Here is a 15,378-nt window from a genome sequence, read left to right as displayed (position 1 = left end):
CGATCGGCCGGTGTTCAGTCGGCGGCGGGGGCGGCCTCGTAGTGGAGGTCCGCGCCGAGGCTCAGCGCGAGCCTGCGGGCGAGCCCGGTGTTGCGGCGGTGGTCCAGCCTGCTGACGGCCATCTCCAGCGCCTTGCGCTCGCCGACGACGACCACCCACGACCGGGCCCGGGTGAGCAGGGTGTAGAGCAGCTTGCGGCGCAACATGACGCCCCCGGACTCGGTGACGAGCGGCGCGACCACGAAGGGATACTCGCTGCCCTGGGAGCGGTGGACGCTGATGGCGTACGTGTGGGTCAGCTCGTCGAGCTCGCCGAAGCCGTACTTCACGGTCTGCCCGTCGTCGGTGCGGATCTCGACGACCCGCTCCTCCGGGGTGATGGCGGTGACCGTACCGGTGTCGCCGTTGAAGACGCCCTTGTCGTAGTTGTTGCGGATCGGCATGACACGGTCGCCGACCCGGAACGCGGAGGCCCCCGACCAGTGCTCGGCGACCCCCTCGCGCGCCGGGTTGAGCCGCTCCTGGATCATGCGGCCGAGTTCGGCGGTTCCCGTCAGGCCCCTGCGCATCGGGCACAGGACCTGGACCTGGTCCGGGCTCACCCCCTGCTTGCGCGGGATCGCCACCGTCGCCAGGTGCATCACCCGCTCGGCGACCCGCTCGGGATCGTCGACCTCCTCGAACCAGAACCCTCCCCCGCCGGGGATCGCGGGCACCTCGCCCGCCCTGACCCGGCGGGCGGCCTGGATGATGCCGCTGCCCTCCGCCTGGCGGAAGACCTTGGTCAGGCGCATCCGCGCGATCGCCTCGACCCGCAGCAGGTCGGCCAGCACGCTGCCGGGGGCGATGCTGGGAAGCTGGTCGCTGTCGCCCACGATCAGCAGGTGGCTGCCGGGCGGGACGGCCGCGGTGAGCCGGGTGGCCAGGCTCAGGTCCAGCATGGACGCCTCGTCGACCACGATCAGGTCGGCCTGCGCGGGCGTCTGCTCGAACAGCGTGCCGCTGTCGGGATCAGGCTGGTGGGCCAGCATCCGGTGCACGGTCATCGCGGGCAGGCCGGTGAGCTCCGACAGGCGCTTGGCCGCCTTGCCGGTCGGCGCCGTGAGGGTCACCGTGCCGCCCATCGCCCGTACGGTCGCCGCGACGGTCTTGACGGTGTGGCTCTTCCCGCAGCCGGGACCGCCGGTGAGGATGGACACGGTGCTGGTCAGCGCCATGTTCACCGCCGCCCGCTGGTCCTCGTCCAGCCCGGGGTCCTCCTGGAACGGGCGCATGGGCAGCGTCGAGGCGGCCTCCCAGAGCCTGGTCAGCTGGGCGGTCAGCGTGAGCTCCCGGCTGTGCGTCTCCTTGAGATAGACCACGGCCGTTCCCCGGCCGTCCGGCGACGCCTCGACGACCACGCGGCGGTCGGCGACGAGCGCGTCGACCATCTGGCCGACGAGTTCGTGGTCCTGCTCGACGAGTTCCGCGGACTGGGCGATCAGCGCGACCAGCCGCACGTAGCAGTGCCCGTCGCGGCTCGCCGCCGTCTCCAGCCTGTCCAGGATCGCCGCCTTGACCCGCTGCGGGCTGTCCTCGGAGACCCCCGACCGCAGGGCGATCCTGTCGGCCGTGGCGAACGCGATGCCCCTGACCTTGCCGATGAGCCGGTACGGGTCGGAGGTGAGCACCTCTCCCGAGTCGGCACCGAAGACCTGGTAGATCTTCGCCGCGAGCAGCGGGCTGATCCCGAAGCCCTGCAGGACCACCATGAGCTCGGCGATCGCCTTCTGCTCCTCCCACGCGTCGGCGATCTGGGCCTGCCGCGCGGGGCCGATGTTGACGACCTCGGTGAGCCGTCGCGGCTCGGTGTCGATGACCGTCAGCGTCGCCTCGCCGAAGTGGCTCACGATGGCGTGGGCGAGCCTCGGCCCGATGCCGCGGATCAGGCCGGAGCCCAGATAGATGCGGATGGCCCGGACCGTGGCCGGCACCAGTCGCTCGCACGCGACGACCTCGAAGCGCCTGCCGTGACGCGGATGCTCGCCCCAGTCGCCGACGAGCCTGAGCGTCTCCCCCGGCTGGACCCCGCCCAGGGCCCGGCCGGAGGCGACGAAGCCGGGCATGCCCTCGGCGCTCATCCGCGCGATCGTGTACTCGTCCTCGCGGACGTACACCAGCTGCTCGACAGATGCCTCCACGGCAGAAAGCAACCCCTCCGTACTGGCCTCACCTCATCCTTCGCACATCAGACCAGCTCACCCGGTGTCCCCACAAGCCGTCGCGGCTCGCCCCCGGGCCGCCGTCGTGGCGTCCCGGGGGCGATGGGCGGTGCGGGCACACCGGGGTCGACGGATGTGACGTGCGGTCGGCGGCGCGGGCGAACCGCCGCCCGAGGTGCCGGCCGGGTCGCTACGCGCCCGGCCCGAGGTGCCTGCCGCCGTCGAGGCTCAGATCCCGCCGGCCGAGATACTCCCCATCTGGCCCGCCGGCCGCCAGGGCGGCCTGGGTCCCGGGCCGGGAGGCCGCGGACCCGGGTACGGAGGACGCACGCCCGGATACGGAGGACGCACGCCCGGATACGGGGGCCGCCAGCCCGGATACGGAGGACGCCAGCCCGGGTAACCACCTGGGTAGCCGCCCGGGTACGGAGGACGCCAGCCCGGGTACGGGGGCCGCCAGCCCGGATACGGGGGCCGCCAGCCCGGATACGGAGGATGCCACTGACCCGGGGGGTACGTGCCCGGGTAACCGCCGGGGTATCCGCCCGGATAGCCACCGGGGTAACCGCCCGGGTACCCCGACGCGGGCACGCAGTCGTACTGCGGGCACGGCGTGGTGAAGCACTGCTTGGGCGAGGGGACGCAGATGCGGCCCGGACCGCAGTTGACCGCCGCGCACGGCGATCCCGGGCTGCACGTACCGGCCGTCTGCGCGGCGGTGGCCGGCTGGGCCGCCGAAGCGGCCGGCGCCCTGTCCGCCCAGGCCGTGTTCGCGATGGCAGGCGACCCCGCCACCACGACCGCGGCCAGGACCGGGGCCAGTTTTCGAAGCATTTTTCCCCCAGATGTCATGATCGGTTCTGACTCTTCGACGATGCTTGCACCGGCCTTACCTGCTAACGGCAAACTGGATCCCAGCAAGTCGGATGGCTTGTCGAGAGTCGGTTGGCGACGCTGCCGCATCGATGGAATCGACAGTTTTCGCCCCTTTATGCGGCCCCCGATCCGGGGAGGACTCCTCGCCGCCGCCTCCTGCCGGCGCTGGTTATGCTGACGGCAGGGACACGGCTACCAGGGGGCGCACATGGCTCGGCCCGGGACGCGCGCGACCGTGCGCGACGTCGCGGCGGAGACGGGCCTGTCCATCGCCACCGTCTCGCGGGTCCTGAACGGGCAGGCCAATGTCGCCCCGCGCACCCGGGAGCTGGTGTTGCGGGCCATCGGCCGCCTCGGGGACCAGGCGCCCCGGCCGCGCGCCGGGCAGGAGGCGACGGCCGGCGGCACGATCTACGTGCGCTGCCCCTACCTGCTGACCGACTACTTCGGGCTCATCGTCTCCTCGGTCGGCGAGACCATCGAGCTGCACGGCGGCCAGATGATCCTGAGCACCGGGGAGTCCGCCCAGCACACCCCGGCGCTTTCCGGCCTGCCCGACCGCCCCGGCATCGCGGGCGCGATCCTGATCCTTCCCCCGGAGCCGGGCGAGGAGCTCGTACGGCTTCGCGACCGACGGTTCCCCTTCGTGGTGATCGACCCCAGGACACCGCCTCCCAAGGACATCGTGGCGGTGTCGGCCGCGCACTTCGCGGGCGCGCGCAGGCTGATGGCGCACGTGGTCGAGCTCGGTCACCGCCGGGTCGGCATCGTCGGCGGTCCGGTGAAGTGGCTGCCCAGCGAGGCCAGGCTGGCGGGATACACCGCGTCGCTGGCCGACGTCGGCGTCCTGCCGTCGGCCGAGCTGCTGCGCAGCGTGCGGGAACCCAACGCGGAGAACGGCTACCGCGCGGCCTGCGAGCTGCTGGACCTGCCCAAGCGGCCGACGGCGCTGGTCGCGTTCAACGACAAGATGGCGGTCGGCGCGCTGTGGGCGGCGGCCGAGCGCGGCCTGAACGTCCCCGGCGACCTGTCGGTCGCGGGGTTCGACGACCTCGACCTCGGCCGGGCGACCCTGCCGACGCTGACCACGGTGCGCCAGCCCCTGCAGGAGATGGGCCGGATGGCGGTCACGCTGCTGATGCGGCTGCTCAGCCGGCACACGCTGGAGGCCCTGCACGTCTCTCTGGGGACCGATGTGGTCGTCCGCGGCTCCACCGGTCCCGTCCCCCGTTGACGGCATTTGTTTCATTTGTTTCATAAATGGTGAGCCACCTGGATGCCGCACTAATCCCGGTATTCACAGACCTTGACAACCGATTTCCACGTGTGTTGTCCTGTCCTGCAACAGAAAAGTTTCTTATCTGTTACATCGGTTACAGCGACGGTTCCCGGGGCGACGCGTGTGCTCCGATGCGGACGTCCCGGTGCGTCGCGGGCCCAATCGCACCCCCCGAAAGGACCCCCTGCCGTGTTCCGACCACCTCGCCGGGCCCTCACCCTCGCCCTGGCCTGCGCCGCCGCCCTGTGGGCGACGGGACCCGTCGCCGCCACGCCCGCCCTGGCCGCCAACGAGCCCGTGAACATCTGGCTCACCACCACGTCCGACGCGGGCGGCCGGACCGTCACGCGGGGTCTTCAGCAGCAGTCCCCCATCGCCTTCGGCCCCGCAGGGGGCAGCGCCAACCACACCATCACCGTGAACGAGGGCACCACCTACCAGCAGTTCGAGGGCGGCGGAGCCTCGATCACCGACACCACCGCCTACCTGCTGCGCGGCGGCCCGATCAGCGCGGCCACCCGCGACGCCGTGATGCGCAGGCTCTTCCACCCCACCGACGGCATCGGCCTGTCGTTCGTACGCAACCCGATCGGCGCCTCCGACCTCTCGCGGCCCGGCAACGTCTCGCTCGACGACACCTGCTGCGACCTCAACGACTTCGGCGCAGGAGGGTACGACACCAACGTGCGCCTGCTCACCCAGCAGGCCAAGTCGCTCAACCCGGCCCTGCGCGTCAAGGGCGTGCCGTGGAGCGCCCCCGGCTGGATGAAGGACAACGGCCGGATGGACCAGATGGGCTGGCTCAAGTTCGAGCACTACCCCACGTACGCCCAGTACCTGGTGAAGTACGTCCAGAGCTACCAGAACGCCGGCGTCCCGGTCGACTACATCTCGGTGCAGAACGAGCCCAACTGCTGCCAGGCGGGCAACCCGACCGCGATGAACTATCCCGGCATGAGCTGGAACTCCTCCGGACTGGCCGAGTTCACCAAGAACCACGTCTACCCGGCCTTCCGCGCCGCCGGCATCACGACCAAGGTCCTCGTCCACGACTGGAACTACGGCGACTACGCCACCATGGGCGCCGGCGTGCTGAACGACGCGGCCGTGCGCAACGACCCCCTGTTCGGCGGCATCGCCTGGCACGGCTACTTCGGCGACCCTGCGGTCGGCACCCAGGTGCACAACCAGTATCCGGCCGTACGCCAGTTCAGCACCGAGCACTCGGGCGGCACCTGGATCGGCAACCAGCACAACGAGGACCTCGCCGACATCGTCAACTACGCCCGCAACTGGAGCGGCAGCCTCGTCAAGTGGAGCCTCGCCCTCAACCAGAACATGGGCCCGCACAACGGCGGCTGTGACGTCTGCACCGGCCTGGTCACCGTCCAGGAGGGCGGCCCCCGCGCCGGACAGGTCGACAACACCATCGAGTACTACACGACCGGCCACCTCACGAAGTTCGTCAGGCCCGGGGCGTTCCGGATCGACTCCACCGCCAACGCCACGATCCAGAACGTCGCCTGGCGCAACTCCGACGGCTCCAAGGCCCTGATCGCGCACAACCGCGGCACCTCGGCCCAGTCCGTCCGGGTCAACTGGGGCGGCCAGTCGTTCGTCTACTCGCTTCCGGCCCGCACCACCGCCACCTTCACCTGGTCCGGCACGCCGAGCGGCGACCCCGGCAACCCCGGTGGCGGCGCCATCACCGGCCTGGCCGGCAAGTGCATGGACGTCGCGGGCGCGAGCAGCGCCGACGGCACCGCCGTGCAGCTCTACTCCTGCAACGGCACCGCCGCCCAGCAGTGGACCCGCCCCGGCGACGGCACGCTCCGCGTGCTCGGCAAGTGCCTGGACGTCGTCGACAACGGCACGGCGAACGGCAGCCGGCTCCAGCTGTGGTCGTGCTTCGGCGGCCCCAACCAGCAGTGGACCTACAACCCCACCACCAGGGACCTGGTGAACCCCGCCGCGAACAAGTGCGTGGACGTCACGGGTAACACCAGCGCCGACGGCACCCGCCTCCAGCTGTGGGAATGCACCGGTGGCGCGAACCAGAAGTGGACGGTGTCCTGACCTGAGCGGAACACGGGCGCGAACCCTCCGGGCGGGGGTTCGCGCCCGTGGCCTTCCGGGGGCCTGCGAGCTCCGGACGCCCCCGGTTGCGGCGTTCTCGCCGCGGTGCGCCGACGCCGCCCCCTCGGCCTCCGCCGGCGGCCCACGACCCTTGACGTCAACTTTAAGCATCGCGGTGATTACCCACAGTGATTACGGTGCATGAGGTCACATGCCAATCAACCCTCAGCACCAACGGGAGCACCCCATGCACACCCGCACCACCGCAACGGCGCTGGCCGCCCTCGGCCTTCTCGCCGCCCTCACCACCGTCGGCGCGAGCACCGCCTCCGCCTCCACCTCCGCCCCGGCCCCCTGCGCGCGGGAGTATCTCGCGCTGATGAACGCCGAGGACGCCCTCACCAACGTCGAAGCCCTCCCCGAGGTCAAGGCCGCCCACGCGGCCCTGATGAAGGCCGGCGCCGCCGCCAACGTCGACCAGCTCTCCCAGAAGGCGGCTCTGCAGCAGCTCGGTGTCAAGGCACCGGGGCTGGACCCCGCCGCGAAGAAGATGGTGGAGGCCTACAACGCCGCCGGAGCCAAGTACGTGCAGGTGCGTGACGCGGCTCTCCTGAAGATCGCACCGCAGCGGCAGAACTCCAGGAACACGCTCAAGAAGTGCCTGAGCGCCCACTCCTGACCCTGGAGACGTGACGCGGCCGGAGTCCCCGATGCCACCGCCAGGACGGCACGCCTCCTGGTGATCGGGGACCCCGGCCGCGTCCGGCGCGGAGGACATCGCCGGCGCCTTCTCGGATTCACCTGTCGAACGCGGTGCGCGTCACGACGTCAGCGGGTGGTTCAGAAGGAGTCGTGGTGGTAGTTGCCCCAGTCGAAGGCGCCGGAGCGGCCTTCGCCGACGCGGACGCGGAAGCCGTCGAAGCCGCCCTTGGCGCTGTAGCTGAACTTCCACTCGTGGTGGCCGCCGGTGTTGAAGCGGCGATTGTGCCAGCCGCGGTCGTCGTGGTAGTAGAAATCGATGAAGGTGTTCTCCCGGTCGCGGTCGCGGTCCCAGGTCTTGATGTCGAAGTGGTAGCGGCCGTTGGAGTAGTACCAGTAGCCCTTGTAGTACGAGCGCTCGCCGCGCGACTCGCCACGGCCGAAGCTGGAGTAACCGGAGAACCAGTGCTTGGTGTACTGCGCCTGGGCGACCGAGGCCGCACCCGCCGTGCTCGCCGTGCTCGCGGTGGCGGCCTGGGCGGGGGCGGCGACGATACCGGCCGCCAGGGCGCCCGCCAGGGCCGTGCCGACAAGGATGCTGCGAAGCTTACGCATGAGGGATTTCCTTTGATCGAGGGTGTTCGGGAACAACCCGTGTGACCTGCGCCCGGTGCGCCTTTTCGGTGCCGCGCTCCGGACAGCACTGACATTAGGCAGAAGGAAAGTCCTGTTCTGCGTACAAACGCACACATAGCGCCGAGCGTGCACTACGACACACAAAAGCCCGGCTTCCCGCTGGATCGGGCACCTCGCCACAACCGGGCACCCTCCGGCGCACCGCCGCTCAGAGCCGCCGTTCAGAACCGGTGATCAGAGCCGCCGTTCAGAGCCGATGGTCAGAGCCGGTGGTCAGAGCCGGTGGTCGGGTGCGGTGAAGGTCAGGTGGGCGAGGTCAAGCGCCGCCGGGGTGGCCGTCACCGGAGAACTCTCCGGTGACGGCCACCCCGGCGAGGGAGGTCGCGGCGTCCCGTCCCACCGTCGTCAGACCGGCTGCTCCACCGGCCGGGTCTCCTCGGTCTGGTCGGTCTCGCCAGGCTTTCCGGCCTCGTCGGTCTCGTCGGTCTTGCCGGCGTTGTCCGCCCGGGCGGGCAGGAGCAGGGCGGCGACGACCACGGCCACGGACAGCGCCGCGCCGATGATGAAGGCCAGCCGCATGCCGTCGAGGTTGGCGAGCGTCTCCGTGACCCCCGCGGCTCTCAGGTTGTCGGTTCGCGCGCTCATCACGGTGATCACGAGAGCGATACCGACGGCCCCGGCGACCTGTTGCAGCGTGCTCAGGATCGAGCTGGCGTGGGAGTAGAGCGGCGGCGGGACCGCTCCGAGCCCGAGGGTGAACACCGGGGTGAAGACCGCGGCCAGCCCCACCATCAGCAACGCGTGCAGACCGAGAAGCTGCCAGAACGGCATGGTCATCGTGACCTGGGTGAAGCCGACGAGCGCGAGCGTGATCCCGATCGAGCCGGGGATGACCAGAACCCGGCCACCGAACCGGTCGAACAGGCGGCCGACGGTCGGACTGAGCAGCCCCATCGCGAGGCCGCCCGGCATCACGAGGAGCCCGGTCTGCAGGGCGCTGAGCCCGCGGACGTTCTGCAGATACAGCGGCAGCAGGATCATCGAGCCGAACATCGACATGAAGGCCACCGCCATCAGGATCAGCGCGACCGTGTAGGTGCGGTAGCGCAGGGTGCGCAGATCCAGCAGCGGCACGCCGCGCTTCTGCAGCGACAGCTGGCGGAAGACGAAGACGGCGATGGCGACCAGCCCGGCCACCACGATCGCGACGGCGACGCGGGCGTCACCGCTCTCGAACCGGCTCAGCCCGTAGACCAGGCCGCCGAAGCCGCCGCCCGCGGTCACCACGCTCAGCCAGTCGACGGTGCTGAACCGCGGCTCTCCGACGTTCTTGAGCTGCTTCAGGCCGCCCCAGGTGATCAGGGCGGCGATGGGGAGCACCACGGCGAACAGCATTCGCCAGGACCCGAACTGGAGGATCACCCCCGAGACCGCCGGGCCCATGGCGGGCGCGACCGAGATGGCCAGGGAGACGCTGCCCATCACCCGCCCTCGGTCGCCCTCGGGCACCACCTGCATCAGCGTGGTCATCAGCAGCGGCATCATCACGGCCGTCCCGGCCGCCTGGATGATGCGAGCGCCCAGCAGCACCCCGAACGACGGCGCGACGGCGGCCAGCAACGTACCGAGCAGGAACAGGCCCATCGCGGTGGTGTAAGCGCCGCGGGTGGAGACCCGCTGCAGGAACCACCCGGTGATCGGGATGACAACGGCCATGGTCAGCAGGAAGGCGGTCGAGAGCCACTGCGCGGTCTGCTCGGTGATGTGCAGCGCGCTCATCACCTGCGGGATCCCGTTGATCAGGATCGTCTCGTTGAGGATGACCACGAATGTGGCGAGCACCAGCAGCCGGATCACAGCCGGGGTGCGACCTGGGGCGGCTGTCGCGGGCTTGGCGGGTGAGTCGAGCTGTGGGCTGTGCACGGAACCTCGATCGGGTTGTCGGACGTGGTGCATGGTCATCGCCGGCGTTACGGCGTCGGGTCTCACGAGAAGTCGTGGTCTGCAAAGAATGACCGACACCACCGACAAAACTCATCGCCCGCCCTCAGCATTCCGGCGGGAGAAGTGAAATGTCACCCGGTTTTCACCGGGGACGACATCTCCAGATCACGCCCAGGAACACCCGAATTGCCCTGTGACCTGCGCGGACGCCTCGCGCACCGGCCGTCCCGAGGACCGGGCCATGGTGACGAACACCACGAACCGGAAAGGTCGTCGATCCCTGGTTCGTACGTCTCGGCGGAGCGCCGGCAGGGCTCGGCACGCCGCCCACATGATCGCCGAGACTCCGCGTCGCTGTCCGAACCTCCATGGTCCTCCGGCACGCCGGCCCGGTGTTTCGGCACGTCACGGAGTTCGGTGCCACTTGTCCGCCGCGGAATCAGGCGTGTTGTAGCCTCCCCGGCAGGGGGGTTACGTGCCGATCAACACCAGGACTTCCGCGCTGCGGGGGCGGCGACGCGAGCAGGAGGCGCTCGACCGGCTGCTGCGTGACGTCCGCGCCGGGCGGAGCCGGGTGCTGGTGCTGCGCGGCGAGGCCGGAGTGGGCAAGACCGCCCTGCTGGACTACCTCGCCGAGGCCGCGTCGGCCGGCCAGGTGGCCCGCGCGGCAGGGGTGGAGCAGGAGACCGAGATCGCCTACTCCGCGCTCCAGCAACTCTGCGCGCCGCTGCTGGGCCATCTCGACCGGCTGCCCGGGCCGCAGCGGGACGCGCTCGCCACCGGATTCGGCCTCAGCGCCGGTGATCCGCCGGACACGTTGCTCGTCGGGCTCGCCGTGCTCGGGCTGTTCGCCGAGGCCGCGTCGGAGCGGCCGCTGGTCTGCGCGGTGGACGACGTGCAGTGGATGGACCGGATGTCGGAGGTGATCCTCACCTTCGTCGCCCGCCGGCTGGACTCCGAGTCGGTCGCCCTGGTCTTCGCGGCGCGCGGCCCGGGCGACGAGCGGATCCTCGGAGGGCTGCCGGAACTGCGCGTCGAGGGTCTTCCCGACGCGGACGCGCGGGCGCTGCTGGACTCCGTACTGCCCGGGCCGGTCGACGCCCGCGTACGCGACCGGATCGTCGCCGAGACCCGCGGCAACCCGCTGGCCCTGCTCGAACTGCCGCGCGACCTCACGCCGGCGGAACTGGCGTTCGGGTTCGGCGGGCACAGCACGACGCCACTGGTGAGCCGGGTCGAGGAGGGCTTCCAGCGGCGCATCGCCGCGTTGCCGCCGGACACCCGCACGCTGCTGCTCACCGCCGCCGTCGAACCGGTCGGCGACGTGCCGCTGCTGTGGCGCGCGCTCGAACGGCTGGACGTCGGGACGGATGCCGCGGCACCCGCGGCGGCCGCGGGCCTGGTCGAGATCGGGACCCGGGTCCGGTTCCGGCATCCGCTGGTCCGCTCGGCCGGCCGGCGCTCCGCCGAGCCCGCCGAGCTGCGCGCGGTGCACCGGGCGCTCGCCGAGGTGACCGATCCCGAGCAGGAGCCCGACCGCCGTGCCTGGCACCGGGCGCACGCCGCGCTGGGACCGGACGAGGAGGTCGCCGGCGAGCTGGAGCGGTCGGCCGGCCGGGCGATGACCCGTGGCGGCCGGGCGGCGGCCGCGGCCTTCCTGGAGCGCGCGGCGGAGCTCACCCCCGATCCGGCGAGGCGCGCCGGGCGCGTCCTGGCCGCCGCGACGGCCCGGTTCGCCGCCGGAGCCCTCGCCGAGGTGCCGGACCTGCTGGCCGCCGCCGAACTCGGCCCGCTGGATCCGGTGCAGCGGGCCGGAGTGGAACGGCTGCGCGCCAGGGTCGCGTTCGCGCTCAACGCCGGGCGGGCGGCCGTGCCGCCGCTGCTCTCGGCCGCACGCCGCCTGGAGGCGCTGGACCCCGCCGCGGCCCGGGAGACCTACCTGGCGGCGATCGGCGCGGCCGTGAACGCGGGGTCGCTCGGCGGTGGCGACCTGCGCCGGGCGGCAGAGGCCGCCCGCGGCGTTCCCGCGGGCGAGGAGCCGGCCGGGCTGCTCCTCGCGGGGCTGACGGCGTGGATCCTGGAGGGGCACGCGGCGGCGGTGCCGCTGTTCACCCGCGTCCTGGCCGCCGGCATCCCGGCCAACGACCTGGACCTGGTCTGGCTGAACGGGATGGTCATGCACGAGGTGTGGGACGACGTGGCGTTTCTCACCGGGACCGAGCGGGCCGTCGGTCACGCCCGCGAGACCGGCGCGCTGTCCCTCCTGCCGAGCGCGCTGACCTTCCGCGCCACCGCGCTGATCTACGCCGGCCGCTTCACCGACGCGTCGGACCTGATCGACGAGGCCGAGGCCCTCGGGAACGCCACCGGCTCGTCCCCGCATCCGGCCACCGCGGTCATCCTGGCCGCGCACCGCGGACGCGAGGAGCCGGCGCTGGAACTCAACGAGGCGCTGGTCGGGAACGCCGAGGCGGGCGGCCTGGGATGGTTGCTCGCCGTCGCCGGATACAGCAGGGCGGTGCTGTTCAACGGGCTCGGCCAGTACCCGGCGGCGCTGAGGGCGGCCCTCGAGGCGGCTCGGCACGAAGACCCCGCCGTCCTGCAGTGGACGCTCGGCGAGCTGGTCGAGGCCGCCGCCCGCGCCGGGGCGGACGCCGTCGCGGTCGAGGCGCGTGACCGCCTCGCCGCCCGGACGCGTGCCGTCGACACGAACTGGGCACGCGGCGCCCAGGCTCTCGCGGACGCGCTCGCGGTCCCGGCCGGGCCGGTCGAGAAGCACTACCGGGAGGCGATCGAGCGTTTGGCCGCGACGCGGCTCGGCCTGCAGGCCGCCCGGGCCCGGCTGCTCTACGGTGAGTGGCTGCGGCGGGAGAACCGGCGGGCCGACGCCCGGACGCAGCTGCGGCTCGCCCACGAGGCGTTCACCACGATCGGTGCGGACGGTTTCGCCGAGCGGGCCGGCCGGGAACTGGCCGCCACCGGCGAGACGGTGCGCAAGCGGACCCCGGGCGCGCGGGAGGAGCTCACCCCCCAGGAGGCGCAGATCGCGCGTCTGGCCGTGGCGGGGCGCACCAACCCGGAGATCGGCGCCGTGCTGTTCCTCAGTCCGCGCACCGTCGAATGGCACCTGCGCAAAGTCTTCACCAAGCTCGGCATCGGCTCCCGCCGCGAGCTGGCCTCCGCCCTGCGCGACAGGTGATCCCAGGGCCGCCACCAGGGTGTCACCCTGGGGCGAACGCCCTGCTCCGCACATGATTGTGAATGCCGGATGCCGAACGGCACCGCCGTGACCGTGGAGGAGTGGGGACAATGGTGGACTACCAGCTTGAGGTGATCGTGCTGCCGGTGGCCGACGTCGGCCGGGCCAAGGAGTTCTACAGGCGGATCGGTTTCCGCGAGGACATCGACTACGTCGCCGATCAGGACTTCCGGGTCGTGCACTTCACCCCGCCGGGCTCCCACTGCTCGATCATCGTGGGCAAGGGCATCGGTACCGCGGCGCCCGGGTCGGTGGAGAACGTTCACCTGATCGTGCGTGACATCGAGGAGGCCCGGGCCGACCTGGTCGACCGCGGCGTCGAGGTCAGCGAGATCTTCCACGACGAGGGCGGCGTCTTCCACCACGCGGGCACCGAGAAGCGGGTTCCCGGTTTCTACCCCGGCCGCCCCTCGTACGGCTCGTTCGCCTCGTTCAGCGATCCCGACGGCAACGGCTTCCTGCTGCAGGAGGTCACCGAGCGCCTCCCCGGCCGCTGAGGCCGGGCCGTGGACGCGCCGGCCGGGTGACGGCGAGGGCCAGTCGACGCGCCGGGCCCTCCCCCGCCGGGCCGGGCGGCGTCGCCGCGGGCGTGGACGAGTCCGGTGGGCGGGTACAGGGCGGCGGCCCCGGCGGGAGTGCCGGGGCCGCCGCGTCGTTCGGACGAGGTCAGGCGGTGACGCAGCGGTAGTTCGCGGCCGAGGCCGTGTCACCGTGGCCGGTGTAGCGGGCCACCATCGGGTAGCGGCAGACGTCGCGCGTGACGGTCTCGCCGCCGGCGCCGGGGGCCGAGGCGGCGAGGGTGGCCGGAGCCTGACCCTTCTCCACCCAGTTGACCAGCGCGCCCAGGTCGTCGGTCGGGTACGGGCCGGGGCCGCCGAAGCAGTGGTTCACACCGGGCAGCAGGAACAGGCGGTAGAAGTCGTCGACCCGCCTGTCTCCGCCGAGGGCCCGGTTGACTCGCTCGCGGTAGGCGATCGTGCCCTGGGTGGGGACCAGCTCGTCGTTCTGGCCGTGCCAGCTCAGCAGCTTGCCTCCGGCCTTCGCGAACGCCGACAGGTTCGGGTCGTCGGTGCCGATGACGTCGTTGAACCGCAGCTGCGACGCGCGGAAGATCTGCTCGAACGACGCGTAGGTGAGCTTCGTGGTGTCGAACGACGGGTTCCGCTTCACGAAGTACTTGACCCAGCTGTCGGCGACGGTGAACGGCGTGCCGGGAGTGGCCAGGGCGTCGAGGCTCGCGCCCTTGTTCGGCCCGTACCAGAGCCTCCGGCCGGAGGAGGAGACCGGTCCGGCCCAGATCCTGCGCACCGCGTCGGCGGTGGCGCGGGAGATCGTGATCTCCTTCCCGTTACAGTCGATCTTGGTGCCGGCCAGCCGCCGGGCGTCCCAGTCGCATTTCCGCGGGTCGTCGATGATGCCGTCCTTGACCCCGTCGAGGGAGTCGCATGCCTTGACCGCTGCGGTGTTGAACGCCGTCAGTTCACACGGGGTCGGCGCGACCTTCTCCTCGTTGAAGACGGCCTGCGACCAGAGCGTGGCGACCGCGAACCGGTCCCAGCTGAGCGCCGGCGCCTTGGCCAGGATCCCGTCGAAGTCCGTCGGGTGGTCCTGGGCCTCCGCGTACCCCTGGCGGCCGCCGGTCGAGCAGCCGTTCCAGTACGAGTAACTCACGGACCGGTCGTAGAACCTCTTCGCCACGTCCTTGCCGATGACGGCCATGTCGTGCAGCGAGCGGGAGGCGAAGTTCTTCAGCAGCGGGGTGTCGACCTTACCGGCCGGGGTGAGCGCCCAGCCGCTGACGTCGAGCGGGTTCGCGCCGACACCGGCGTCGGTGGCCGCGGCGACGTACCCGGCCTTCACCGCGCCGGCCAGCGAAGAGCCGTTGAAGTCACCGGCGAGGTAGGCGCTGCCGCCGAGCGCCTGGAACCTCCCGGTCCAGTCCTTCCTGTCCTGGGGCAGCAGGATCTTGATGTTGACGTGGTCGTTCGCGCCCGGGTGGCTCACCGTGACGGTGACGTCACACCAGGCCGGCACGTCGGTGAGCGTCTCCTCCTGGGGGTGCAGCGGAGGAGCGGCGGGGAACGTGACGGTTCCGCCGGCGTTGGCGACCGCCTTCACCGACTCCACCTTGGTGCCGGAGGGCGCGGAGACGGGAACGGCGGCACAGGTCGCGGCCACGGGGCCGCTGTCGCGGGAGACGGCGTCGGCGGCCGTCGGCGCCAGCGCCGTCACCGCCGATACCGCCGCCATCAGGACGATCAAGCGTCGTTTCATGCCCGACACCCTCACGTGAGACCCGCGGGCCTCGCCCCAGGGAGACACCCTGGGGCGCCCCCTGGCCGGGACGCGAGGGGGAAACCGGCTATGAGCCTGGTCACATGGATGGGTCAGAGGTCGGCGTCCCTACC

The 15,378-nt window shown here is 71.6% G+C and carries 10 protein-coding genes; 6 read left to right on the top strand and 4 right to left on the bottom strand.

Translation table 11 applies throughout. The features are described from left to right. Nucleotides 1-14: 14 nt before the first annotated feature. On the bottom strand, nt 15-2,180 hold the full coding sequence (locus tag AB0F88_RS37635) for an ATP-dependent RecD-like DNA helicase (RefSeq protein ID WP_362695630.1): 2,166 nt from the start codon (nt 2,178-2,180) through the stop codon (nt 15-17). Nucleotides 2,181-2,829: 649 nt separating this feature from the next. On the opposite strand from AB0F88_RS37635, the gene AB0F88_RS37630 reads away from it, so the two are divergent. The 4 genes from AB0F88_RS37630 (at nt 2,830) to AB0F88_RS37615 (ending at nt 7,111) form a co-directional block, all read left to right on the top strand. Next, nucleotides 2,830-3,255 carry a hypothetical protein gene (locus AB0F88_RS37630; RefSeq protein WP_362695628.1) on the top strand — a complete coding sequence of 142 codons (426 nt, stop codon included), beginning with the start codon at nt 2,830-2,832 and terminating at the stop codon, nt 3,253-3,255. A gap of 30 nt (nt 3,256-3,285) precedes the next feature. Then, entirely contained in the window at nt 3,286-4,311 is a 1,026-nt protein-coding gene (locus AB0F88_RS37625) for a LacI family DNA-binding transcriptional regulator (protein ID WP_362695626.1), read from the top strand. A gap of 234 nt (nt 4,312-4,545) precedes the next feature. Further along, entirely contained in the window at nt 4,546-6,432 is a 1,887-nt protein-coding gene (locus AB0F88_RS37620) for a ricin-type beta-trefoil lectin domain protein (RefSeq protein WP_362695624.1), read from the top strand. Between the two features lie 211 nt (nt 6,433-6,643). Next, nucleotides 6,644-7,111, top strand: coding sequence for a hypothetical protein (locus AB0F88_RS37615; protein WP_362695622.1), 468 nt, complete (start codon nt 6,644-6,646; stop codon nt 7,109-7,111). A 161-nt stretch (nt 7,112-7,272) separates the two neighbouring features. Here the strand turns inward: AB0F88_RS37615 and AB0F88_RS37610 are convergent, their stop codons facing one another. Together AB0F88_RS37610 and AB0F88_RS37605 are read right to left on the bottom strand one after the other, a co-directional pair. After that, nucleotides 7,273-7,746, bottom strand: a complete 474-nt coding sequence (locus AB0F88_RS37610; protein ID WP_362695620.1) for a hypothetical protein — start codon at nt 7,744-7,746, stop codon at nt 7,273-7,275. A gap of 426 nt (nt 7,747-8,172) precedes the next feature. After that, entirely contained in the window at nt 8,173-9,690 is a 1,518-nt protein-coding gene (locus AB0F88_RS37605) for an MDR family MFS transporter (RefSeq protein ID WP_362695618.1), read from the bottom strand. 496 nt (nt 9,691-10,186) lie between these two features. On the opposite strand from AB0F88_RS37605, the gene AB0F88_RS37600 reads away from it, so the two are divergent. Continuing rightward, the gene (locus tag AB0F88_RS37600) at nt 10,187-12,910 is read left to right on the top strand and encodes a LuxR family transcriptional regulator (protein WP_362695616.1); all 2,724 of its coding nucleotides are present in this window, start codon (nt 10,187-10,189) and stop codon (nt 12,908-12,910) included. A 110-nt stretch (nt 12,911-13,020) separates the two neighbouring features. Continuing rightward, nucleotides 13,021-13,467, top strand: a complete 447-nt coding sequence (locus AB0F88_RS37595) for a VOC family protein (RefSeq protein WP_362695614.1) — start codon at nt 13,021-13,023, stop codon at nt 13,465-13,467. Nucleotides 13,468-13,636: 169 nt separating this feature from the next. On the opposite strand, the gene AB0F88_RS37590 is transcribed toward AB0F88_RS37595, so the two are convergent. Beyond that, nucleotides 13,637-15,244 (bottom strand): tannase/feruloyl esterase family alpha/beta hydrolase, encoded by a 1,608-nt coding sequence (locus AB0F88_RS37590; protein ID WP_362695612.1) that lies wholly within the window; start codon nt 15,242-15,244, stop codon nt 13,637-13,639. Between the last annotated feature and the right edge of the window lie 134 nt (nt 15,245-15,378).

Source organism: Streptosporangium sp. NPDC023963 (genome assembly GCF_040639135.1).
In the GTDB taxonomy this organism is placed as follows: Bacteria; Actinomycetota; Actinomycetes; order Streptosporangiales; family Streptosporangiaceae; genus Streptosporangium.
Note: the sequence above shows the minus strand (reverse complement) of the source record. Positions and strands in the feature narration are given on the sequence as shown.

Excerpts from the sequence above, each read along its gene's own strand:
- AB0F88_RS37625 (WP_362695626.1), top strand. The coding sequence starts at position 3,286 with ATGGCTCGGCCCGGGACGCGCGCGACCGTGCGCGACGTCGCGGCGGAG.
- AB0F88_RS37615 (WP_362695622.1), top strand. The coding sequence starts at position 6,644 with ATGCCAATCAACCCTCAGCACCAACGGGAGCACCCCATGCACACCCGC.
- AB0F88_RS37610 (WP_362695620.1), bottom strand. The coding sequence starts at position 7,746 with ATGCGTAAGCTTCGCAGCATCCTTGTCGGCACGGCCCTGGCGGGCGCC.
- AB0F88_RS37595 (WP_362695614.1), top strand. The coding sequence starts at position 13,021 with ATGGTGGACTACCAGCTTGAGGTGATCGTGCTGCCGGTGGCCGACGTC.
- AB0F88_RS37590 (WP_362695612.1), bottom strand. The coding sequence starts at position 15,244 with ATGAAACGACGCTTGATCGTCCTGATGGCGGCGGTATCGGCGGTGACG.